Origin of the sequence: Citrobacter sp. CK189, assembly GCF_030333505.1 — a bacterium.
GTDB classification, from domain to species: Bacteria; Pseudomonadota; Gammaproteobacteria; order Enterobacterales; family Enterobacteriaceae; genus Citrobacter_B; species Citrobacter_B koseri.
On sequence record NZ_JAOWFV010000035.1, the window covers coordinates 413,255 to 434,532 of the forward strand.

Annotated in this window: 24 protein-coding genes; 10 read left to right on the plus strand and 14 right to left on the minus strand. The window is 54.3% G+C overall.

Annotated elements, in window-relative coordinates; translation table 11 throughout:
- The first annotated feature begins 189 nt into the window (after positions 1-189).
- Both pntA and pntB read left to right on the plus strand, forming a co-directional pair.
- Positions 190-1,719 carry a Re/Si-specific NAD(P)(+) transhydrogenase subunit alpha gene (gene pntA, locus OGV83_RS06340; RefSeq protein WP_024130353.1) on the plus strand — a complete coding sequence of 510 codons (1,530 nt, stop codon included), beginning with the start codon at positions 190-192 and terminating at the stop codon, positions 1,717-1,719.
- Between the two features lie 10 nt (positions 1,720-1,729).
- Positions 1,730-3,118 (plus strand): Re/Si-specific NAD(P)(+) transhydrogenase subunit beta, encoded by a 1,389-nt coding sequence (pntB, locus tag OGV83_RS06345; RefSeq protein WP_012132483.1) that lies wholly within the window; start codon positions 1,730-1,732, stop codon positions 3,116-3,118.
- 60 nt (positions 3,119-3,178) lie between these two features.
- On the opposite strand, the gene OGV83_RS06350 is transcribed toward pntB, so the two are convergent.
- Positions 3,179-4,213 carry an AI-2E family transporter gene (locus tag OGV83_RS06350; RefSeq protein ID WP_047457210.1) on the minus strand — a complete coding sequence of 345 codons (1,035 nt, stop codon included), beginning with the start codon at positions 4,211-4,213 and terminating at the stop codon, positions 3,179-3,181.
- 136 nt (positions 4,214-4,349) lie between these two features.
- Here OGV83_RS06350 and OGV83_RS21600 point away from each other — a divergent pair, with 136 nt between their 5' ends.
- The 3 genes from OGV83_RS21600 to mdtI all read left to right on the plus strand — a co-directional run bounded on the left by OGV83_RS21600 (position 4,350) and on the right by mdtI (position 5,313).
- Positions 4,350-4,523, plus strand: a complete 174-nt coding sequence (locus OGV83_RS21600) for a protein YdgV (protein WP_012132481.1) — start codon at positions 4,350-4,352, stop codon at positions 4,521-4,523.
- A 111-nt stretch (positions 4,524-4,634) separates the two neighbouring features.
- Entirely contained in the window at positions 4,635-4,997 is a 363-nt protein-coding gene (gene mdtJ, locus OGV83_RS06355) for a multidrug/spermidine efflux SMR transporter subunit MdtJ (protein WP_286463291.1), read from the plus strand.
- Positions 4,984-5,313: a multidrug/spermidine efflux SMR transporter subunit MdtI gene (mdtI, locus tag OGV83_RS06360; RefSeq protein WP_012132478.1), complete on the plus strand. Its 330-nt coding sequence runs from the start codon at positions 4,984-4,986 to the stop codon at positions 5,311-5,313. Before mdtJ ends, mdtI begins: the two co-directional genes overlap by 14 nt.
- 45 nt (positions 5,314-5,358) lie before the next feature.
- On the opposite strand, the gene OGV83_RS06365 is transcribed toward mdtI, so the two are convergent.
- The 4 genes from OGV83_RS06365 to OGV83_RS06375 all read right to left on the minus strand — a co-directional run bounded on the left by OGV83_RS06365 (position 5,359) and on the right by OGV83_RS06375 (position 8,359).
- On the minus strand, positions 5,359-6,177 hold the full coding sequence (locus OGV83_RS06365) for a trypsin-like serine peptidase (RefSeq protein WP_286463293.1): 819 nt from the start codon (positions 6,175-6,177) through the stop codon (positions 5,359-5,361).
- 101 nt (positions 6,178-6,278) lie between these two features.
- The gene (ydgU, locus tag OGV83_RS21605; RefSeq protein WP_455549893.1) at positions 6,279-6,359 is read right to left on the minus strand and encodes a small membrane protein YdgU; all 81 of its coding nucleotides are present in this window, start codon (positions 6,357-6,359) and stop codon (positions 6,279-6,281) included.
- 88 nt (positions 6,360-6,447) lie between these two features.
- Positions 6,448-6,708, minus strand: coding sequence for an acid resistance repetitive basic protein Asr (gene asr / locus OGV83_RS06370; protein ID WP_049011953.1), 261 nt, complete (start codon positions 6,706-6,708; stop codon positions 6,448-6,450).
- 160 nt (positions 6,709-6,868) lie between these two features.
- Complete coding sequence (locus OGV83_RS06375; RefSeq protein WP_286463295.1) at positions 6,869-8,359, minus strand: carboxypeptidase M32; 1,491 nt, start codon at positions 8,357-8,359, stop codon at positions 6,869-6,871.
- Between the two features lie 175 nt (positions 8,360-8,534).
- Between OGV83_RS06375 and OGV83_RS06380 the strand changes: the two genes are divergently transcribed.
- Together OGV83_RS06380 and OGV83_RS06385 are read left to right on the plus strand one after the other, a co-directional pair.
- Entirely contained in the window at positions 8,535-9,224 is a 690-nt protein-coding gene (locus tag OGV83_RS06380) for a CPBP family intramembrane glutamic endopeptidase (protein WP_047457198.1), read from the plus strand.
- Between the two features lie 133 nt (positions 9,225-9,357).
- Positions 9,358-9,450 (plus strand): KPN_01571 family protein, encoded by a 93-nt coding sequence (locus OGV83_RS06385; RefSeq protein ID WP_208855431.1) that lies wholly within the window; start codon positions 9,358-9,360, stop codon positions 9,448-9,450.
- A 57-nt stretch (positions 9,451-9,507) separates the two neighbouring features.
- On the opposite strand, the gene ynfM is transcribed toward OGV83_RS06385, so the two are convergent.
- On the minus strand, positions 9,508-10,761 hold the full coding sequence (ynfM, locus tag OGV83_RS06390) for a multidrug efflux MFS transporter YnfM/SxtP(Kp) (RefSeq protein ID WP_012132469.1): 1,254 nt from the start codon (positions 10,759-10,761) through the stop codon (positions 9,508-9,510).
- 120 nt (positions 10,762-10,881) lie between these two features.
- Here ynfM and ynfL point away from each other — a divergent pair, with 120 nt between their 5' ends.
- From ynfL to bioD, 3 genes are all read left to right on the plus strand, one after another.
- Positions 10,882-11,781, plus strand: a complete 900-nt coding sequence (gene ynfL, locus OGV83_RS06395) for a multidrug efflux transcriptional activator YnfL/SxtR(Kp) (protein ID WP_012132468.1) — start codon at positions 10,882-10,884, stop codon at positions 11,779-11,781.
- Between the two features lie 128 nt (positions 11,782-11,909).
- Positions 11,910-13,130 (plus strand): sugar metabolism global transcriptional regulator Mlc, encoded by a 1,221-nt coding sequence (gene mlc / locus OGV83_RS06400; protein ID WP_012132466.1) that lies wholly within the window; start codon positions 11,910-11,912, stop codon positions 13,128-13,130.
- Between the two features lie 125 nt (positions 13,131-13,255).
- Positions 13,256-13,951 carry a dethiobiotin synthase gene (gene bioD / locus OGV83_RS06405; RefSeq protein ID WP_024130350.1) on the plus strand — a complete coding sequence of 232 codons (696 nt, stop codon included), beginning with the start codon at positions 13,256-13,258 and terminating at the stop codon, positions 13,949-13,951.
- Here bioD and clcB read toward each other — a convergent pair.
- The 8 genes from clcB to dmsB all read right to left on the minus strand — a co-directional run bounded on the left by clcB (position 13,907) and on the right by dmsB (position 21,244).
- A complete protein-coding gene (clcB, locus tag OGV83_RS06410; RefSeq protein WP_286463297.1) occupies positions 13,907-15,196 on the minus strand; it encodes a voltage-gated ClC-type chloride channel ClcB in 1,290 nt (429 codons plus the stop codon). The two genes, bioD and clcB, sit on opposite strands and share 45 nt — an antisense overlap.
- Before the next feature lie 164 nt (positions 15,197-15,360).
- Positions 15,361-16,509, minus strand: a complete 1,149-nt coding sequence (gene osmV, locus OGV83_RS06415; protein WP_047457187.1) for an osmoprotectant ABC transporter ATP-binding protein OsmV — start codon at positions 16,507-16,509, stop codon at positions 15,361-15,363.
- The gene (gene osmW, locus OGV83_RS06420) at positions 16,509-17,156 is read right to left on the minus strand and encodes an osmoprotectant ABC transporter permease OsmW (RefSeq protein WP_012132461.1); all 648 of its coding nucleotides are present in this window, start codon (positions 17,154-17,156) and stop codon (positions 16,509-16,511) included. Before osmW ends, osmV begins: the two co-directional genes overlap by 1 nt.
- Before the next feature lie 9 nt (positions 17,157-17,165).
- On the minus strand, positions 17,166-18,068 hold the full coding sequence (gene osmX, locus OGV83_RS06425; protein WP_012132460.1) for an osmoprotectant ABC transporter substrate-binding protein OsmX: 903 nt from the start codon (positions 18,066-18,068) through the stop codon (positions 17,166-17,168).
- A gap of 27 nt (positions 18,069-18,095) precedes the next feature.
- Positions 18,096-18,806: an osmoprotectant ABC transporter permease OsmY gene (osmY, locus tag OGV83_RS06430; RefSeq protein WP_012132459.1), complete on the minus strand. Its 711-nt coding sequence runs from the start codon at positions 18,804-18,806 to the stop codon at positions 18,096-18,098.
- Between the two features lie 305 nt (positions 18,807-19,111).
- Positions 19,112-19,726, minus strand: a complete 615-nt coding sequence (gene dmsD / locus OGV83_RS06435) for a Tat proofreading chaperone DmsD (protein ID WP_024130349.1) — start codon at positions 19,724-19,726, stop codon at positions 19,112-19,114.
- A 41-nt stretch (positions 19,727-19,767) separates the two neighbouring features.
- Positions 19,768-20,625: a dimethyl sulfoxide reductase anchor subunit family protein gene (locus OGV83_RS06440; RefSeq protein WP_286463299.1), complete on the minus strand. Its 858-nt coding sequence runs from the start codon at positions 20,623-20,625 to the stop codon at positions 19,768-19,770.
- 1 nt (position 20,626) lies between these two features.
- Complete coding sequence (gene dmsB, locus OGV83_RS06445) at positions 20,627-21,244, minus strand: dimethylsulfoxide reductase iron-sulfur subunit DmsB (protein ID WP_012132456.1); 618 nt, start codon at positions 21,242-21,244, stop codon at positions 20,627-20,629.
- Between the last annotated feature and the right edge of the window lie 34 nt (positions 21,245-21,278).

Below are 21,278 nucleotides of genomic sequence, written 5' to 3' on the forward strand. Positions count from 1 at the left end.
ATATTTTGCAAATTTCATAATAAATACTGTTTTTTGGCGCTAGATCACAGGCGCTATTTTCAGTAGGTTATAGAGAGTTTGTTACTGTTTTATTTTTCCGGGGTAGCACTTACCTCTTACGCAGGCGTGCGTATGCATCCTGCGATCACTGACAAACCATCATCAAAAAAACCGATGGAAGGGAACATTATGCGAATTGGCATACCAAAAGAGCGGTTAACCAATGAAACCCGAGTCGCAGCAACGCCAAAAACGGTTGAGCAACTGCTGAAACTGGGTTTTACCGTCGCGGTTGAAAGCGGCGCGGGTCAACTGGCAAGTTTTGACGATAAGGCATTTACAGAAGCGGGCGCAGAAATTGTAGAGGGAAATGCGGTCTGGCAGTCAGAGATCATCCTGAAGGTCAATGCGCCGGAAGACGATGAAATTCCTTTACTGAATGCGGGCACGACGCTGGTGAGTTTCCTCTGGCCGGCGCAGAATCCTGAGTTATTGCAAAAACTCGCGGAACGCAATGTAACCGTGATGGCGATGGACTCCGTGCCGCGTATTTCGCGCGCGCAGTCGCTGGATGCCCTGAGCTCAATGGCCAACATCGCCGGTTATCGCGCGATTGTGGAAGCCGCACATGAATTTGGTCGTTTCTTTACCGGGCAAATTACCGCTGCGGGCAAAGTGCCGCCAGCGAAAGTGATGGTGATTGGCGCGGGCGTCGCAGGTCTGGCGGCCATTGGCGCGGCAAACAGCCTCGGCGCCATTGTACGTGCGTTTGATACCCGTCCAGAGGTAAAAGAGCAGGTTCAGAGTATGGGCGCTGAATTCCTCGAACTGGATTTTAAAGAGGAAGCGGGCAGCGGCGATGGCTATGCCAAAGTGATGTCCGAAGCGTTTATTAAAGCGGAAATGGAACTCTTTGCCGCGCAGGCGAAAGAGGTCGATATTATCGTCACGACCGCGCTAATCCCGGGTAAACCTGCGCCGACGCTGATCACGCGCGAGATGGTTGATTCCATGAAGTCCGGCAGCGTGATTGTCGATCTGGCCGCGCAAAACGGCGGTAACTGTGAATACACCGTCGCCGGTCAGGTGAGCACGACCGACAATGGCGTGAAGGTTATCGGTTACACCGATCTGCCGGGTCGTCTGCCGACGCAATCCTCCCAGCTTTACGGCACCAACCTGGTCAACTTGCTCAAACTGCTGTGCAAAGAGAAAGACGGCAATATCGACGTCGACTTTGACGACGTGGTTGTGCGCGGCGTAACGGTCGTACGTGACGGTGAAATTACCTGGCCCGCGCCGCCGATTCAGGTGTCTGCTCAGCCGCAAGCTGCGCCGCAAGCGGCTCCAGCGCCGAAAGAAGCGGAAAAACCGGCTTCACCGTGGCGTAAATATGCGCTGATGGCTCTGGCGATCATTCTGTTTGGCTGGCTGGCTGACGTGGCACCGAAAGAGTTCCTCGGCCACTTCACCGTTTTCGCACTTGCTTGCGTGGTGGGTTACTACGTGGTGTGGAACGTTTCGCACGCGCTGCATACGCCGTTGATGTCTGTGACTAACGCCATCTCAGGGATTATCGTTGTCGGGGCATTGTTACAGATTGGCCAGGGAGGCTGGGTGAGTTTCCTGAGCTTTATCGCGGTGCTTATCGCCAGCATTAATATTTTCGGTGGCTTCACCGTGACTCAGCGTATGCTGAAAATGTTCAGGAAAAACTAAGGGGTAACACATGTCTGGAGGATTAGTTACAGCTGCATACATTGTTGCCGCGATCCTGTTTATCTTCAGTCTGGCCGGGCTCTCTAAGCATGAGACGTCCCGACAGGGTAACAACTTTGGTATCGCCGGGATGGCGATTGCGCTGGTGGCGACGATCTTCGGCCCGGATACCGGCAACGTTGCCTGGATTCTGGTGGCGATGATTATCGGTGGGGCGATCGGTATCCGTCTGGCGAAACGCGTTGAAATGACCGAAATGCCGGAGCTGGTGGCGATTCTGCACAGCTTTGTCGGCCTGGCGGCGGTGCTGGTGGGCTTTAACAGCTACCTGTACCACGAGGCGGGTCTGGAACCGATTCTGGTGAATATTCACCTGACGGAAGTGTTCCTCGGCATCTTCATTGGCGCGGTTACCTTCACCGGTTCCGTGGTGGCGTTTGGCAAGCTGTGCGGTAAGATTTCGTCCAAACCGCTGATGCTGCCGAATCGTCACAAAATGAACCTGGCGGCGCTGGTGGTTTCCTTCCTGCTGCTGGTGGTGTTTGTACGTACCGAAAGCGTTGGCTTGCAGGTTCTGGCGCTGCTGGTGATGACCATTATTGCGCTGGCTTTCGGCTGGCACCTGGTGGCGTCCATTGGCGGGGCGGATATGCCGGTTGTGGTATCCATGCTGAACTCCTATTCCGGTTGGGCAGCGGCGGCGGCAGGCTTTATGCTGGGCAACGACCTGCTGATCGTCACCGGCGCGTTGGTCGGTTCTTCGGGTGCGATTCTGTCTTACATCATGTGTAAGGCGATGAACCGCTCTTTCATCAGCGTTATCGCGGGTGGTTTCGGCAGCGATGGATCTTCTACTGGCGACGATCAGGTCGCGGGCGAGCACCGTGAGATCACGGCGGAAGACACGGCTGACATGCTGAAAAATTCGCACTCGGTCATCATTACCCCTGGCTATGGCATGGCGGTTGCGCAGGCGCAGTACCCGGTGGCGGAAATCACCGAGAAACTGCGCGCGCGCGGTATCAAGGTACGTTTTGGCATCCACCCGGTTGCGGGGCGCTTGCCTGGTCACATGAACGTACTGCTGGCAGAAGCGAAAGTGCCATATGACATCGTGCTGGAAATGGACGAAATCAACGACGACTTCGCTGACACCGATACGGTGCTGGTTATCGGCGCGAACGACACGGTGAACCCGGCGGCGCAGGACGATCCGCGTAGCCCGATTGCCGGTATGCCGGTTCTGGAAGTCTGGAAAGCGCAAAACGTTATCGTATTTAAACGCTCGATGAATACCGGCTATGCCGGGGTGCAGAACCCGCTGTTCTTTAAAGACAACACGCATATGCTGTTTGGCGATGCGAAAGCCAGCGTGGATGCGATTCTGAAAGCGCTTTAATCTTTACCGGCGCAAGTCATAAAACGGCCTCTCAGGAGGCCGTTTTTGCATCTGAAGAGATCAGGTTTTATTCAAATCACTGAGCAGGACGGCAATGCTTTGCCCGCCGGAGGTTTGCTCCAGCGCGATTTTAACGATGATCGTCAACGGCACGGAAAGCAGCATGCCGACAGGGCCTAATAACCACCCCCAGAAGATCAGGGAGAGAAAAACCACCAGCGTGGAAAGGCCCAATCCACGCCCCATGATGCGGGGCTCAAGGATATTCCCGAACACCAGATTGATAATCAGATACCCCGTCAGCACCACCAGCGCGTCATAAAGGCCGCTGAACACCAGAACCTGCGCAATAGGCGGGATTGCGGCCAGAACCGAGCCAATATTGGGGATGTAGTTAAGTGCGAAAGCCAGCAGTCCCCAGACGAATGCGAAACGAACTTCCAGCAGCGCCAGCATTCCCCAGACCACAACGCCCGTGATAATGCTGATCGCCGTTTTCAGCACCAGATAATGCGATACGCTGTCGATTGCGCGCTGAATCGCGGCCATACCTTCAACCGGCCTGGCCATCATCTGCTGGAGTTTACCGGGCAACTGCGGAACTTCCAGTAGCATAAAGACCACGGTTAACAAAAGCAGGAAAATGGATGACATGGCGTTAGACAGCTGCGCCAGCAAATTCGTCACCAGCGTCATGGCGGCGTTAGGGTCGATATATTTCACCAGTTCATCCACCGAGACGCCGATACCCAGGCGCTGTAGCCACGGTTCAATGTTTTTCAGCGGCACAACCAATGATGAGCGGTATTGCGGCAGCGTGCGGGCTAACTCATTTAGCGATGTGCCGAGATAGGCCAGCAGCAACACCATGCCCATCACGATAATCCCGATCAGTATCGATACGGCCAAAACGCGCGGGATGCGAAGCCTGACCATGCGCTGCACCAGCGGACTCAGTACCACCGCAATAAATAACGCCAGAATAAACGGCACAATAATATCGGCAGCGAAGCGAATACCGGTGAGAATGATGACCAGCATTCCCAGCATGATTACGAGTTTCAGGCCGTTAAGCGTGATGATCGGTTTTGCCATGATAATTCCTGAATTTTTGTTCTTACTCTTTATAATAATGTGATTTTTGTCGGGCTGTGCTAACAAAAATCAAACGGCGCGGGTAAAGAAGTGAAAAGGTTTTGAGTTAATTCTAAGGCTGTGGTACAAATCAGACGTGTTTAACTACCGAGGACAATTTTCATCCGCGATGACGAGAAGCAACACTGCGGATAATTGTAATATTATGGACAATATGTTCAGGACGTTTTTTTCTACACAGACCGTACTTCTTCGCACTTCCTCCTCTTTCCTGCTTGCTGGTGAGCAGCACTGGCGCAACGCGCTTTAGTCCCTTACTTCTGCCTGAGCTGGCGTTACGCGCCTGGCTAATTCATTTTATTTTTTGGTTTGCTGCATGCGGCAGGCCCGAAGGACTATATTCTCAAGCAGGAGAAGCACCATGTTTTACTGGATTTTATTAGCCCTTGCCATTGCGGCTGAAATTACCGGAACGCTGTCGATGAAATGGGCAAGCGTAAGCAATGGCAGCACGGGTTTTATTTTAATGCTGGTCATGATTACGCTGTCGTATATTTTTCTCTCTTTTGCCGTAAAAAAAATTGCGCTTGGCGTGGCGTATGCCTTGTGGGAAGGCATCGGTATTTTATTTATTACGCTGTTTAGCGTGCTGTTATTTGACGAAGCCTTATCGGCCATGAAAATTGCGGGTCTGGTTACGCTGGTATTCGGGATCGCGCTGATTAAATCGGGTACGCGCAAGCCAGTAAACGCCGCGAAGGAGGCGACGCATGCCGCAGTTTGAGTGGGTTCATGCCGCGTGGCTGGCGATGGCGATCGTTCTGGAAATCGTCGCTAACGTGTTCCTGAAGTTTTCTGACGGCTTTCGTCGCAAGTTCTATGGCATTCTGTCGCTGGCCGCGGTGCTGGCGGCCTTCAGCGCGCTCTCTCAGGCGGTAAAAGGCATTGATCTTTCGGTGGCATATGCGTTGTGGGGCGGATTTGGTATCGCCGCCACGCTGGCAGCCGGGTGGGTGCTTTTTGGACAGCGTCTGAACAACAAAGGCTGGGTAGGCGTGGTATTGCTGCTTATCGGCATGATCATGATAAAACTGGCCTGACAGCTATGCTGCCCGTTACGGCGGGCAGCGCACGGGAACCATCATCTATTCCTGAGCCAGCGCTTCCAGCTTGTCCCGAAAGCCGGTGACGGAAATCGCGCGGTTGTCAGCCCGCCAGCGATCTTTTGCCGCCGGAGCGGAACTTTGTACGCCAATCAACTGCCAGCCAGCGTCGGTATGCAGCATTAACGGAGAACCGCTGTCGCCGGGCAGCGTGTCGCACTGGTGAGAGAGCACCGCGTTTTGCGCCCAGCCGGTAATCAGGCAATCCTGATGCGAGTAAAGCGTATCAAGATGATCTTCCGGGTAACCTGACTGCGTCACTTTGCGGTCGGCGGTTTTCAGGGCAGCGGTTAGCGCGGTTTTATCGCCTTCAAATAAGGGCAGTGGGGTAATGCCGGACGGCGGATAACGCAACACAATCAAACCAAAATCCCACGGCGCGGCGGCCGGAGGGACAATCCAGCCATCGCCATCAGGCTTTAAGCGCTTTCCCAGCGACGGATCGACCCGACCTTCAATACCGTGAATTTCATAACGCCAGAGACCTTTTTGCGATACGAAACGCAAAGCCACGGCTTTATCTGGCTTCCCTTTCGGCGGCGTTAACAAGCAGTGTCCGGCGGTGAGCGCCAGATGAGATGAAATGAGCGTGGCGGTACACAGGTTGCCGCTGGCGGTTTCCAGTTGACCAATAGCGTCCCACGGCGACTGCGTCGGATCTTCAACCTTGACCCGATCGTCATGGTCAAAAAATAACGTTTTGGCTTCACGGGTATCCGTGGTGGTATCAGCCTCATCCGCATGAGCAACAACAGGGGAAAGACAAATTACGCCCAGTAATACCGCAATGGTTTTATGCATATCACACTCTGTGTGGGTAATTATGATTATTAAAAGCAAACCCTCAGTGAATACTATAGACGTGACGGCAGGAAAGTGGGAGTAAAATCAGATAACTACATTCAGGAAATATAAAAATGCGTGGCAATAAGGGCGCATAATATAAGCATGGTGAGAATCAACTCAAAGCGGTAACGAAACACGTTAACCCTCCGAAGAAACGGCGCTAAACCCGATGATTTAGCGCCGTGTGTTATGGCGCGGGGGAGCGCCATAGAACTCGCCAGTACCTTATGCCGCCGGTTTAGCTGCCGGTTTAGCCGCAGTATGTTTTACCGCTTTTTTGGTGTGTTTTTTCGCTGCCTGCGCTTTTTGTTCAGGCGCTTTCTGAGCCGCTGCTTTGTGGTGTTTTTTGTGATGCGTGGTTTTTGCCGGTGCGGTTTTAGCGGGTGCCGCAGCCGGAGCCGTCGTGGACGTTGCCGTTTCAGCAGCAAATGCAGCAGAAGACAGACCCATAGCAGCGGCAACAACCAGAGCTAATACTTTTTTCATTCTGATACCCTCGATTTGGTTTTTTATTCAACCCCACTGCGGGGCCGGTGAAATCACTATATCGCTGTAAATCGAGGGCTTCCGTGAGTCATTGGTATCGGCGTGTAACGGTATGTACAACCGGCCCGACAGATTGACGCTATCGGGCAAACAAGAGACATCATGACAAATAGCGTGATTCCAGATGCGCCCGGAAGTAACGGCTGCTCAACGGTTCTCCGGTGGCCTGAGCGATCAGCTGCGCGGTAGTAAAGCGACTGCCGTGCTGCCAGATATTTTGTCGCAGCCAGTCAAACAAGGCGCTGAGATCGCCTTGCGCAATCTGATTATGCAGATCCGGCAATGCGCTATGGGCGGCGCTAAACAGCTGTGCGGCATACATGGCGCCCAGCGTATAAGACGGGAAGTAGCCAAAGCCGCCGTCGGTCCAGTGGATGTCCTGCATACAGCCGTTACGGTAATCTCCCGCGGTTGACAGCCCCAGCCAGGCCTGCATTTTTTCATTCCACAGCGCGGGAATATCATCCACTTCGATGTCGCCGTTAATCAGCGCCTGTTCAATGTCATAGCGTAAGATAACATGGGCAGGATAACTCACTTCGTCGGCATCCACGCGGATAAGGCCCGGTTTCACCCGCTGATTCCAGGCAATGAAATTCGCTTCTTCAAAAGCGGGCTGATCGCCAAAGTGACGTTTAACGGCGGGAATGAGTCGTTTGAGGAACGCCGTGCTGCGACCCAGTTGCATCTCGAAAAACAGACTCTGGGATTCATGGATGGCCGTGGAGCGGGCAAACGCGATCGGCTGACCCTGCCAGGCGTGGGGCAGATTCTGTTCATAGCGGGCGTGCCCCGTTTCGTGGATCACGCCAAAGAGCGCGCTGAGTAATTCATTTTCATCATAGCGCGTGGTGATGCGCACATCTTCCGGCACACCGCCGCAGAACGGGTGGGCGCTGATGTCCAGCCGACCGGCGTTAAAATCAAACCCTAACTGCGACATGGTTTCCAGTCCCAGTTCACGCTGTAGCGCCGTCGGGAACGGGCCGACCGGCGCAATCAGCGGCTGATGCGACTGTTTTGACACCGCGCGGTTTAACAGATCGGGAAGCCAGGTTTTGACATCCGCAAACAGAACATCCAGTTGGGCGCTGGTCATATCGGGCTCAAAAATATCCAGCAGGGCATCGTAGGGCGAACATCCTTTAGCTTCGGCGCGAAGTTTTGCCTCTTCACGGCTGTATTTCACAACCTCTTTCAGATTCTGCGCAAATCCTTGCCAGTCATTCGCCGGACGCTGACTCCGCCATGCGTGTTCACACCGGCTCCCCGCCAGCGATTTCGCCTCCACCAGTGACTCAGGCAGCAGGGCCGCCTGATGGTGCCGCCTCGCCATTTCACGCAGGTTCGCCTGCTCAACATCGTTCAAATCTTCCTGCCCGGCGGCGGCTATCCACTGCGCAACCTTCGGGTCAGTCAGTAACTGATGTTCCAGCACGTTCAGCTCGGCCAGCGCTTCGCCTCGCGCGGAGCTTCCACCGGGAGGCATCATGGTGAACATATCCCAACTGGCGATAGCGGAGAGATGCGAAAAGCGGGAGAGGCGCTGGAAAGTGCGGGTGAGTTGTTGGTAGTGGCTCTTGTTGGACATTGTTGTGTTCCCGTCGTGTTCTGCGAATGTGAGGAGTTTACCCTGATTCATACATGTTTATGCGCTGATGGCAACGATGGCAGAAATGTTGGTAGGTTGTAAGTGATAATGATACTTCTTATCATAAATAGCGGTGTCGTGAAGCACACTGGTGAAATATTAACAGGGAACAGGGATGCAACAGGAAATCAATAACGCCTATATTGTCAGGACAAAAGCAGTGTCAGGCTGTTTTTCTATGTTTATGCTGATGTTTGGTATTACATTTACGCCACTGTTTTTTACCCGCAGTGCGCAATTAATGGAAAGTGGGTTACTTTTACCGCTGATGTTTGTGCTGGAGTTTCTTATTCTGGTCCCGCTGTATTATCTCTTTTTTAGAAAAAGAGACGGTCTGGGAAAAGGCACATTGAGCGCAAAGTGGTTTGTTATTTTGTTTGGCGCCATTCTGATCATCCAGTTTCTTTTACCTGCTATGTTGGGGATGAGAAAAACAGAAGCGTGGGTCATGACGCAGGTTTCATTGCATAACTACGCTTTCTGGCTGACCAACCTGTCACTGATTTTCCTCGTCCCGGTCTACGAGGAAATCGTCTTCAGAGGGTGTCTGTTCAACGCCTTTCAGTACTGGTTCAATGATAAGGTGTGGGCGACGTCGCTTGCCGTTTCAACGCTGTTTGCGCTGATGCATACGCAATACGCCGATATCAGAACATTATTGATGTTATTTTTAATATCGCAGGTGCTTATTGTCGCCAGAGTCAAATCTAAAGGGTTATTAATGCCTGTTACCCTGCATATATTAATGAATGCGACGGTGATCGGGATACAATATGGCGTTCAGGTCTTATTATCCTCCGGGTGATATTTACGGCATTCGGAAGCGATATCGTCAGTGTTGCCCACCATTACAGGTAGTTTTATCTTCCGGTCTCGCTTTTGGGTATCGCGCGGGGTAAAGTCAAACCTCAACAATAAAAATAAATACACACAGCATGATGAATCCAATTATCTGGGTTATCTTTGCTCTTCTGGCACTGGATGCCGTCAGGGAATTGATGGGGGCTTCTTCCATCCTGGGATTGTGGTAATCCAAAGCGCTGGTTGAGCTGTAAAGAATGCCCGGGCTCGACCCGGGCTTCTCTTTATCAAACGTGCAGACGATGATGCAGGCGGGAGCCAACCAGCAGCGCCAGAAGCAACATCAGCGCGATAAACCCGCCCACACCGTTCCAGCCATAGCTGTGCCAGAATACCCCGCCTAACGTCCCGGCAATGCTGGAACCCAGGTAATAGCTGAAGAGATACAGGGAAGATGCCTGGCCTTTGGCGCGTTTCGCGCGTGGGCCAATCCAGCTGCTTGCCACCGAATGCGCGGCAAAGAATCCGGCGGAGAAGAGCAGCATTCCGGCGAAAATCAGCCATAGCGACGTGAACAGCGTCATTAACAGCCCGAACAACATCACGCCGGTTGAGAACAACATCACCGGGCCGCGACCATAACGCGTCGTCATGGCGCCTGCTTTAGGCGAGCTCCAGGTGCCCGTCAGGTAAGCCACCGATAAAAGCCCCACAATGGCCTGGCTGAGTTCCCAGGGCGAAAGCATCAACCGATAGCCGATATAGTTAAATAGCGTGACAAACGACCCCATTAACAAAAAGCCTTCTGCGAATAACAGCGGCAGACCCCTGTCGCGCCAGTGAAGGCGGAAGTTGATGAACAGCGTTTTGGGGCGTAATGAGGTCGGTCGGAAATGGCGGGATTCCGGCAAGATTTTCCAGAACATCAATGCGGACGCCAGCGCGAAACAGCCGATCGCCGCCAGTGCGATGCGCCAGTTAAAAAAGTCGGTAAATACGCCGCTGATCAGACGCCCGCTCATGCCGCCAATCGAGTTGCCGCTAATGTACAACCCCATTGAGAAGGCGACGAAACTGGGATGGATCTCTTCACTTAAATAGGTCATGCCTACCGCGGCGACGCCGCTCAATGACAGGCCAATCAGCGCGCGCATGATTAAAATGCCATGCCAACTGGTCATCATGGTGGAAAGCAGCGTACAGCAGGAGGCCAGCAGTAGCGCTGTCACCATTACAGGTTTGCGGCCGATCGCGTCGGACAACGGGCCGGTAAACAGCAGCCCGATGGCTAACATGCCGGTGGAGATGGAAAGCGAGATACTGCTGCTGGCGGGAGAGACGCCAAATTCATGGGACAACACAGGCAGTATCGGTTGTACGCAATAGAGAAGGGCGAACGTCGCCAGCCCGGCGGAGAATAGCGCCAGCGTAACGCGCATAAACTGGGATGTACCACGTTTTATATATTGAACCGGCTGGGAAATAATGTGTTCATCAACATCGCTCGCCGTTGCGGTGTCGACAGCAGTAATACGACTCACTTGAAATCCTTGCTCAACATCCCCGTGATTATGGTGACGGGTATGACCTCAGTGCTAAGAGTAGGAAAATCAAAATATTCTGTCTAATATATTAATAATCTCAAATAATATTTATAAAATATGAATATTGAACTTCGTCATCTACGCTACTTTGTGGCGGTTGCGGAAGAGTTGCATTTTGGCCGGGCGGCTGCGCGGCTGAACATCTCTCAACCTCCGCTAAGCCAGCAGATCCAGACCCTTGAACAGCAGATTGGCGCGCGGCTGCTGGCGCGAACCAACCGGAGCGTTGCGCTGACGGCGGCGGGTAAGCAGTTTCTGGCAGACAGTCGGCAGATCCTTGGGCTGGTGAATGAGGCCGCAGCCCGCGCGGAACGCTTGCATCAGGGGGAGACCGGCGAGCTGCGCATTGGCTTCACCTCATCCGCGCCGTTTATCAAAGCCGTCTCGGATACGCTGTCTCTGTTTCGCCAGGACTACCCGGATGTGCATATGCAGACCCGTGAAATGAACACCCGCGAGCAGATTGCGCCGCTTAATGAAGGCGCGCTGGATATGGGGTTACTGCGCAATACCTCATTGCCGGATACGCTGGACTGGGAAGTGATTCTGCATGAACCGTTGCTGGCGATGATCCCCCGTGAACATCCGCTGGCGCAAAAGCCGGTCGTGACGCTGGCGGAGCTGGCGAAAGAACCGTTTGTCTTTTTTGATCCGCATGTCGGAACGGGGTTGTATGACGATATTCTCGGCCTGATGCGCCGTTACCATCTCACTCCGGCGATTACTCAGGAGGTTGGAGAGGCGATGACAATTATCGGGCTGGTAGCCGCAGGACTGGGGGTGTCGATCCTGCCCGCCTCGTTTAAACGGGTACAGCTTGATGAAATGCGTTGGGTGCCCATTGCCGAAGCGGACGCCGTGTCGGAAATGTGGCTGGTATGGCCGAAACATCATGAACAAAGTCACGCTGCGCAACGATTTCGCCATCAACTTTTAACGGCCGCAAAGCGCGCTTAATTTAGTTTAAAAAGGGATGAAAATGTGCAGTAAATCACACGGCTAAGTAAAAAGTTGACGACAACTATTGAAGTCATTCACCATAGCCCACAGATTATTTCGGAGCGCGAAAATAAAGGGAGTCAGAGGTGGTTGCTGATAGTCAGCCAGGGCATATCGATCAAATCAAGCAGACCAATGCTGGCGCGGTATATCGCCTGATTGATCAGCTGGGCCCCGTGTCGCGAATTGATCTTTCTCGTCTGGCGCAACTGGCGCCTGCCAGTATCACTAAAATTGTTCGCGAAATGCTCGAAGCGCATTTAGTTCAGGAGCTGGAGATCAAAGAGGCGGGAAGCCGAGGTCGCCCGGCGGTCGGGTTGGTGGTGGAAACAGAGGCCTGGCACTATTTGTCTATTCGTATCAGCCGTGGCGAGATTTTTCTCGCCCTGCGTGACCTGAGCAGCAAGCTGGTAGTGGAGGAGTGCCTTGAGCTACCGCTGGTTTCTGAGACTCCGCTGCTTGAACGCATCATTTTTATGGTCGATCAGTTTTTTATCCGTCACCAGCAAAAACTCGAACGCCTGACCTCTATCGCCATCACCTTACCCGGTATTATTGATACTGAGAATGGCATTGTGCACCGCATGCCGTTTTACGACGATGTCAAAGAGATGCCGCTGGGGGAAACCCTCGAACACCACACCGGCGTACCGGTCTATATTCAGCATGATATCAGCGCCTGGACGATGGCCGAGGCGCTTTTTGGCGCATCGCGCGGCGCGCGAGATGTTATTCAGGTGGTGATTGATCACAACGTTGGGGCTGGCGTGATTACCGACGGCCACTTACTGCATGCGGGCAGCAGCAGTCTGGTGGAGATCGGCCATACGCAGGTCGACCCCTACGGTAAACGTTGTTACTGCGGGAACCACGGCTGTCTGGAAACGATCGCCAGCGTGGACAGCGTGCTTGAACTGGCGCAACTGCGACTCAATCAGTCAATGAGTTCTTCGTTGCACGGGCAGCCGCTGACGGTGGATTCGCTGTGCCAGGCGGCGGTGCAGGGGGATTTGCTGGCGAAAGATATCATTAGCGGCGTCGGGATGCATGTTGGCCGCATTCTGGCGATCATGGTGAATTTATTTAATCCGCAAAAAATTCTGATCGGTTCGCCGCTGAGCAAAGCGGCGGAAATCCTTTTTCCGGCAATTGCGGACAGCATCCGTCAACAGGCGCTGCCGGCGTATAGCAAACATATCGCCGTCGAAAGCACGCAGTTTTCCAATCAAGGGACAATGGCGGGTGCCGCACTGGTAAAAGACGCGATGTATAACGGTTCTTTGTTGATTCGTCTATTACAGGGTTAACATTTTTTAACTGTCGTACGAAAATTTGCGCTAACGCAAGCTGATCGCGATTGTCATACCTTAGACTTTCTCCACTGTATTATTTTCCTGGCTTATATTTTCGAAGCATAACGGTGGAGTTAGTGATGCTGAAGCGTTTCTTTATTACAGGTACAGACACTTCTGTTGGGAAGACAGTGGTTTCCCGCGCATTACTACAAGCGTTAGCGTCAGGGAACAAAAGCGTCGCAGGTTATAAACCCGTTGCGAAAGGCAGCAAAGAGACGCCGGAAGGCATGCGCAATAAAGATGCGCTGGTGTTGCAGAGCGTCTCTTCTATTGAGCTGCCTTATGAGGCGATCAATCCGATTGCGCTGAGCGAAGACGAAAGCAGCGTGGCGCATAGCTGTCCGATCAATTACACCCTGTTATCCAACGGGCTTGCCAGCCTGAGCGAAAAGGTTGACCACGTCGTGGTGGAAGGCACCGGCGGCTGGCGCAGCCTGATGAACGACCTGCGTCCGTTATCTGAATGGGTCGTGCAGGAGCAGTTACCGGTGCTGATGGTGGTGGGGATTCAGGAAGGCTGCATTAACCATGCGCTGCTGACCGCACAGGCTATCGCCAATGACGGATTACCGCTGATCGGCTGGGTGGCGAACCGCATCAATCCCGGACTGGCGCATTATGCCGAAATCATTGATGTGTTAAGCAAAAAACTGCCTGCGCCGCTGATTGGCGAACTGCCTTATTTGCCGCGTGCCGAACAACGCGAGCTGGGGCAATATATCCGTCTGTCAATGCTCGGCAGTGTGCTGTCGGTAGACCGAGTCCTCGCGTAACGTTCGCGATAAGACCGACGCCACTACGCAGGCAATCAGTAATCCGGGGAGTAGTCGATACTCCCCGGTCATTTCACAGATCATCATCGTCGACATCATCGGCGCGTGTGTTGTTGCCGCCAGCAGCGTCGCCATTCCTGTTAATCCCAGCAATATTGCCATCTCATCCGCTCCCGGAAGCCAGAATCCCCACATCCGACCGTATAACATACCAATCGACAAGCCGATGAACAGCGTGGGGGTAAAGACGCCGCCGGGCGCACCGGAACCGCTGCTGGCGAGTACGGCGAGTAATTTGCAGATGAAGATCCCGGCGATCACGGAGAGCAGCGGCGGAGAGAGCAAAAATGACTGCACGACGCTGTAGCCATTTCCCCAGACGGCCGGCGTCAGCAGGGATAACAAGCCAACGATGAATCCGCCCAGCGCCAGTTGCCACGGAGGCGATAATTTCAGCCGAATAAAACCGTTATGAGTGGTGGTCATTAACCACATAAACAGCGGCCCGCAGACGCCAGCCACCAGCCCGGTGCTGATAATCATCGCATATTCCCGCACATGTAAATCCAGCGACAGGTGAACCGTATAGAGCAGGGCATTACCGCCGCTGAGCAAATGGGTGGTCAGTAATGCCACGACGGCGGAAATCACAACGGGGCCCAGCGACGCCAGCATCAGCGTGCCAAACAGGATTTCCGCGATAAAGAGGCTGCCCGCCAGCGGGGCGTGATACGCGCTGGCCATCCCTGCCGCAGCGCCGCAGGCGATCCACAATTTCCACTCTTCACGCGGGGTGCAACGCTGAGCAAAACAGGATGCCGCCAGCGCTGCCAGTAAGATCATGGCCCCTTCGCGCCCGATGGCGCTACCGCTGGCGACGACCAGCAGCGAAGCAAGGGACTTCACCAGACTTGCCCCGTAATCGAATTGCCCATCTGTTTGCAGGGCTTCCATGTAGTCGGTGGGGGCATGGGGGCGTTGTTGATTCATTTTCTGCCAGCCCCAGAGCAGCGCACCTGCCGCGAGGCCGCCCACGGCGGGGGTGATCAGTCGTCGCCAGGGAGAAAGGTTTGTCGCGGCATTCACCAGGCTTCCCGTATCGTTACGTAAAAAAAGCCATTCCAGCACCAGCATGGCGTGACGAAACCCGGCTACCGCCAGTGCGGCAAGGATGCCAATTATTGTCGCGATTAACAGGCGGCGAAACATCGCTCGCAGGTCAGGGTATGTATGTAGGCGGTGCATGGGCAGACCACACAGGCATTTTCAGGAGTGTCTATTTTGCGGGTAAACAGCGCGGGACGCAAAAGCACTGCGTGCGCAGGGGGAACTGCCCGATGGCGCTTCGCTTACCGGCCCGACAAGAATGTGCTCCGTAGGCTAGGTAAAGCGTAGCTGCCATCCGGCGTTTAGCTACTTTCGTGAATATTCAGCGCCCGACGGGTGCGGCCTGAACTGAGATAATCGGCAATGTAATCCTGCGAGATTTCGCCGTTATAGCGTCCTTCCTCATCGACAATGGGCATCCAGCTGGTGTTACTCTCGTACAGTTTCGACAGCACAATACGCAGGTTGTCTTCCGCTTTTCCGGTGACGCGAAACGGGTGGATTATATCCGCGCAGGTGCCGTTGGCGTTCCTGGCTTCACGACGCTTCACAAAGCCAAGCGGCTTGCCGTCGCTGTCGACAACGGTGATCGCGCGAATATCATTATCGTCCATGATGCCGAACGCCTCTGCCAGCGAGGTGGCGGTGCGGGCGGTCAGGGTGGGTTGTTGGTCGGTTACGTCGCCCGCCGAAACCAGCAGAAGACGTTTTAGCGTACGATCCTGACCGACAAATGAGCCGACGAATTCATTCGCCGGTTTTGCCAGCAATTCATCCGGGCTGGCGCACTGTATAATGCGGCCCTGGCGGAATACGGCAATCCTGTCGCCCAGTTTCAGCGCTTCATCAATATCATGGCTGACCAGCATCACCGTCTTTTTCAGCGCCCGCTGCATATCAAGAAACTGATTCTGAATCACCTCGCGGTTAATCGGGTCCACCGCACCGAAAGGTTCATCCATCAACAGTACCGGGGGATCGGCCGCCAGCGCGCGGATCACGCCGATGCGCTGTTGTTGACCGCCAGACATCTCTTTCGGGTAGCGATGCAGAAACTTTTTCGCATCCATTGCCACCATGTCCATTAACTCTTCCGCACGACGTTTGCAGCGGGTTTTATCCCAGCCCAGCATACGCGGGACAACCGTGATGTTCTCTTCGATGGTCATGTTGGGAAACAGGCCAATTTGCTGGATCACGTAGCCAATGTTGCGCCGTAGCGTGACGGTATCCATCGCACTGGTGTTTTGTCCGTTAATGAAAATATTGCCGCTGCTGGGCGCGATCAGCCGGTTGATCATCTTCAGGGTGGTGGTCTTGCCGCAGCCTGACGGCCCAAGCAGCACGCACATTTCACCTTCCGGCACGTTCAGATTGATGTTATCAACGGCGTTAAGCGGTTGGCCGTTCTTCTGTGAAAAGCGTTTGGTGAGGTTTTCCAGTTTTATCATTATCGTATCCCCTTAGGTGTCAGTACGACTTGCAGGCGATGCAGCAACCAGTCGAGCACAATGGCCAACAGACAAATCATCAGCGCACCGGCGATTAACATGCGGATGTCACTCCCGCCGATGCCGTTCAGTAACAGTAACCCCAGGCCGCCAGCGCCAATAACGGCGGCGATGGCCATCACGCCGATATTCATGACGACGGCAGTGCGAATCCCGCCAAAAATCACCGGCAGGGCCATCGGAATTTCTACCCAGCGCAGACGCTGCCAGAACGTCATGCCAATTCCGCGTCCCGCTTCGCGCAAGCCCGGCGGTAAACTGTCGAGCGCGGTGTGCGTGTTGCGCACAATCGGCAGCAGCGAGTAAAGAAAAACGGCGGTAATTGCGGGAAGGGCGCCAATCCCCTGACCGATCAGCGAAAACAGCGGGATCATCAAACCAAATAATGCGATGGACGGGATAGTGAGCAGCAGCGTCGCCGCCCCTAACACCGGCGTAGCCAGCCATTTATGACGAACAATCAGAATGCCCAGCGGCACGCCAATGATAATCGCCAGACCGACGGCCAGCGCAACCAGCCACAAATGCTGAAGAGTGAGGCTCGTCAGATAACCCGCGTTATCCATCATGTAATGAATCGTATCCATAAGCGCTCCTTACAGCAGACCTTTTTGTTGCAGGAATGTGCGCGCAACCTGCTGGGGTGACTGGTGATCGATGTCGACCTGCGCATTAAGCGTCGAGATGACGTCGTTATTGAGCAGCCCGGAAAGGGTATTCAGCGCATCATCCAGCCCCGGATGAGCATCCAGTATCTCTTTACGGACGACAGGCGTGACAGCGTAACCTGGGAAGAAGCCTTTATCATCTTCCAGCACCTTGAGGTCAAAACCCTTCACCCGGCCATCCGTGGTGTACACCAGACCGGCGTCCACAAAGCCATCGCGCACGGCGTTATAGACCAGACCCGGGTCCATTTGCCGAATCTGCGGACGGTCAAGCTGCATCTGGTAGGCATCCTGCAACGGCTTCATCCCGTCGCTGCGCCCGGAAAACTCAAGGTCGAGACCTAACATCCAGTTATTGTCAGGGTCGGTCTGGCGGATGTGTTCGATTTTCGCCACCATTTCCGACAGGGTGTTGATGTTCTCTGCTTCGGCGCGTTTGCGCTGCATGGCGAACGCGTAGGTGTTATTCATATTCGCCGGGTTTAGCCATACCAGTCCGAGCTTCGCATCCAGGCGTTTGACGGTATCGTAGGATTCCTGCGGGCTCATCCGTTTATCAATGTGGTTAAAAATGATCAGGGACGTGCCGGTGTATTCCCAGGTGATATCAATCTGCTTATTCACCATGGCATTACGTGAAATCACCGCCGCAATGTTGGTGCGCGGCTGAACCTGAAAACCCTTTTTTTGCAGGTACTGCACGGTCATGGCGGAAAGGATGTGTTGTTCGGTAAAACCTTTGGTTGCAAGGATCAACGGGGCCGCCTGAGCCTGTCCGGTAACGAGCAACGCGGCGGCAAGCCATCCCAGCAGATGTTTTTTTAATGTCATTCAGCGCTCCTTATTCTTATCGTTGTATCAGGCCGTATGCGGACTGAGGATGCGGCCAAGCAGGGCAAGCAGGCTGTCGAGAATCAGCGCCACCAGAGCGGTTGCCGTTGCGCCCAGAATCAGCGTCGGGAAGTCATTGAGGTAAATGCCGGGGAAAATCAGCTCGCCGTAGCTGCTGGCCCCAATCAGGAACGCCAGCGGGGCCGTACCCACATTAATCGCCGTCGCGATCCGAATCCCTGCAAGCATCACCGGCCAGGCATTGGGCAGCTCAACCTGACGCAGACGCTGCCATTTCGTCATACCGATGCCGTTTGCGGCTTCAATCAGGGAGGCGGGAACAGAACAAAGCCCGGCGTAGGTATTGCGCACGACAGGAAGAAGCGAGGCGAGGAACAGCGCGAAAATCGCCGGAACGTCGCCAATGCCGATAATCACCATCGCCAGTGCCAGTACGGCCAGAGGCGGCAGAGTATTGCCTACATTAAAGAGCTGCATTACGTATTCGGCGAATCCTTTGGCTGCCGGACGGCTCAGTAAAATGCCGCTGGGAATACCGATAACTAAGGCGAAGAACATGGAGGTAAAGACGAGGAGTAAATGCTGTTTGCCCAAATAAAGCAGATCAACCTGACGCGCTTTAATGGTTTCCAGACCCACTCCCCAAACCAGCAGCGCCAGCACAAGAGCGATCGCGCCAGTAAACCCGAGCACGCGTTTTAACGTAAAAGTGTGCATTGCGGTGTGTCTCCCTGTTTGCATGCGTTATGGCAACGAAAGAGACGTTGCGTGTTGTTATGCCATGTAGCGGCAGGGTGTTTTGAGCTATAGCAACACGTCGGGAAGGATTCCAGCGAGACAGGTATTTAAATTAGCAGGCTATGCATGCCCGTTGCTCATTTGCCCTTACAGGGCTAAGGATGTGCGCGAATGTGAAGAATTGTCTTAAAAATGGAAAGTTAAAGTGACGTTGTCACTTATCGGGAAGGGGAAACAACCGGTTTTTGACGATAAAGGCAGGGCGCGCCCTGCCTGAAAAAGCATTAGCGAAACAGCGGTTTTACGGCGACAGGGATCAGCAACTGAGACTGCCACTGCGCCAGCGTTTGCTGTGCCAGCTCACCTGCCGCCTGGTAAAATGGATGGTTTGCGCCTTCGATGAAAACCGCCAGGAAGCGCGCAGACCACGGCAACAGATGCCAGGCCAGCAATTGTTCGCATTCGCTATGACGACCATTTTCCGCAAGCCAGGCAGCCAACAGCAGCAGGGAACCAAAATGATCTTCCGGTTCATTTTGCTGGATCTCAAACTGGATGCCGTTGTCCCGCATCCACTGGCGTAATGCCAGCGTAGACTCGCCAAACAACACGCTTTCACGGTCCAGCCAGACCGATCCCCAGGGAGGCGACGGAAGCGCCCAGGGACCGACAAACAGACGTTGCCAGGCTTGCGGGAGCGGCTCCTCGATGTCGGCCTGAAAAACCGCCGCAATCGGCGCCAGAACCTCCGGTGAAAGTGGCCACTGCGCCTGCCAGCCGTCGGTTTTTAACGCTGAAACCAACGGGGCGGCTTCGGTACTGTCTGGCGCATAATAAAACAACGCGCCCAGCACGCGTGCAGCCATAGAAAAATCGTCACGTTGTGAAAAAGAAGTCATGAAACCATCCTGAAAGGTGCGGGTTTCCCCGCACGCGTAAGTTAACCTGCAACGGCCATTCCGACTGTCATATGCAGGCCGTAAAACAATCCGCGACCTATGATTTCGCCGCCAAGCACCAGGATTAACCCCAGCAACAATCCGGCGACGTGCAGTTCTTTGCGGCGCACTAACGGGCATATCCAGCAACCCAGCCCGGCAGCAAGCAGCACTACGCGCCAGACCTGTAAGCGGCCATAGTCTGGAACCAGCGCGCTCGCCTGTTGCACGGAGCTGTGGATCGCCCCAAGCGACATGCCTTGCATGATGATTACGGCCGCGCAGACTAACAGCGCCAGCACGCTGATGCTTGCGAACGTCGTGCCGTTGAATCTGGCGCGCGCGGCGCGCAATATCAGCGCCGCAAATAGCGGCCCGCTCAGGAACACCGTCAGGAAGAACGCCAGCGTCGTGTAGCCATTATACCAGGTAGGAACGGTATCGATCTGATAGACTCGCGTCATTGCCCAGACAAATACCACCCCGAGTACCATGCTGACCAGCAGCCAGATTTTGCCCAGTGCTTCCGGCATCTTGCCGAGCACAGCCACCAGCCACCAGAAACCGCCTACGGCAAAAAAGACAGAGCCAGCGGCAATTTCATTACTCAGCGCGGAAGCGCCCACCCGGTTAAGCGAGTTAAACGCGCGGAACGGCGAGCCGAGGTGCATGATCGACGCCAGAAAACCCAGCCCCATGACGACCCATAAAAAGAACATGCCGCGCACAATACGCCGTCTGCTGGCCGCATCGTCTTTCGCCGCAAACCAGCCCAGACCGCTGACAATCAATGCGCCGACAACGCATTGACCGAACACCGTAAACAGCACCAGCGGCCATTCATGCCATCCATTTCCCATTTTATACCTCCTTCGGATTTGCCAGATAACCCGTGGTATCCCCGGTCGGGCGGCTGTTGGCGTTGGGTTTAATCACAATGTTCGGTCTGGTGAAGTGCGCACCCGGCAGCGGCGCAACGGCCGCCAGCGTGCCATGTTTCTTCCGCAGCTCTTCTATCGGGCCAAAGTCCAGCGCGCGCAGCGGGCAGGACTCGACGCAGATCGGTTTTTTGCCGTCGGCAACGCGGTCATGACAGCCGTCGCATTTGGTCATGTGGCCTTTGGCGGCGTTGTACTGCGGCGCACCGTACGGGCAGGCCATATGGCAGTAGCGACAGCCGATGCAGACATCCTCATCCACCACCACAAAACCGTCCTCGCGTTTGTGCATCGCGCCACTCGGGCACACTTTCGTGCAGGCCGGGTCTTCGCAGTGGTTGCAGGAGATGGAAAGATAGTAGGCAAAGACATTCTGGTGCCAGACGCCATTGTCCTCCTGCCAGTCGCCGCCCGCATATTCATAGATGCGACGGAAGCTGACGTCCGGGGTTAAATCTTTGTAGTCTTTGCAGGCCAGTTCGCAGGTTTTGCAACCGGTGCAACGACTGGAGTCAATAAAAAATCCATATTGGGTTGTCATCGGTTACTCCTTATACCTTCTCAACCTGAACGAG

Coding starts and splice junctions, on each gene's coding strand:
- pntA (WP_024130353.1), top strand. CDS start 190: ATGCGAATTGGCATACCAAAAGAGCGGTTAACCAATGAAACCCGAGTC.
- pntB (WP_012132483.1), top strand. CDS start 1,730: ATGTCTGGAGGATTAGTTACAGCTGCATACATTGTTGCCGCGATCCTG.
- OGV83_RS06350 (WP_047457210.1), bottom strand. CDS start 4,213: ATGGCAAAACCGATCATCACGCTTAACGGCCTGAAACTCGTAATCATG.
- mdtJ (WP_286463291.1), top strand. CDS start 4,635: ATGTTTTACTGGATTTTATTAGCCCTTGCCATTGCGGCTGAAATTACC.
- mdtI (WP_012132478.1), top strand. CDS start 4,984: ATGCCGCAGTTTGAGTGGGTTCATGCCGCGTGGCTGGCGATGGCGATC.
- OGV83_RS06365 (WP_286463293.1), bottom strand. CDS start 6,177: ATGCATAAAACCATTGCGGTATTACTGGGCGTAATTTGTCTTTCCCCT.
- asr (WP_049011953.1), bottom strand. CDS start 6,708: ATGAAAAAAGTATTAGCTCTGGTTGTTGCCGCTGCTATGGGTCTGTCT.
- OGV83_RS06375 (WP_286463295.1), bottom strand. CDS start 8,359: ATGTCCAACAAGAGCCACTACCAACAACTCACCCGCACTTTCCAGCGC.
- OGV83_RS06380 (WP_047457198.1), top strand. CDS start 8,535: ATGCAACAGGAAATCAATAACGCCTATATTGTCAGGACAAAAGCAGTG.
- OGV83_RS06385 (WP_208855431.1), top strand. CDS start 9,358: ATGAATCCAATTATCTGGGTTATCTTTGCTCTTCTGGCACTGGATGCC.
- ynfL (WP_012132468.1), top strand. CDS start 10,882: ATGAATATTGAACTTCGTCATCTACGCTACTTTGTGGCGGTTGCGGAA.
- bioD (WP_024130350.1), top strand. CDS start 13,256: ATGCTGAAGCGTTTCTTTATTACAGGTACAGACACTTCTGTTGGGAAG.
- clcB (WP_286463297.1), bottom strand. CDS start 15,196: ATGCACCGCCTACATACATACCCTGACCTGCGAGCGATGTTTCGCCGC.
- osmV (WP_047457187.1), bottom strand. CDS start 16,509: ATGATAAAACTGGAAAACCTCACCAAACGCTTTTCACAGAAGAACGGC.
- osmW (WP_012132461.1), bottom strand. CDS start 17,156: ATGGATACGATTCATTACATGATGGATAACGCGGGTTATCTGACGAGC.
- osmX (WP_012132460.1), bottom strand. CDS start 18,068: ATGACATTAAAAAAACATCTGCTGGGATGGCTTGCCGCCGCGTTGCTC.
- osmY (WP_012132459.1), bottom strand. CDS start 18,806: ATGCACACTTTTACGTTAAAACGCGTGCTCGGGTTTACTGGCGCGATC.
- dmsD (WP_024130349.1), bottom strand. CDS start 19,726: ATGACTTCTTTTTCACAACGTGACGATTTTTCTATGGCTGCACGCGTG.
- OGV83_RS06440 (WP_286463299.1), bottom strand. CDS start 20,625: ATGGGAAATGGATGGCATGAATGGCCGCTGGTGCTGTTTACGGTGTTC.
- dmsB (WP_012132456.1), bottom strand. CDS start 21,244: ATGACAACCCAATATGGATTTTTTATTGACTCCAGTCGTTGCACCGGT.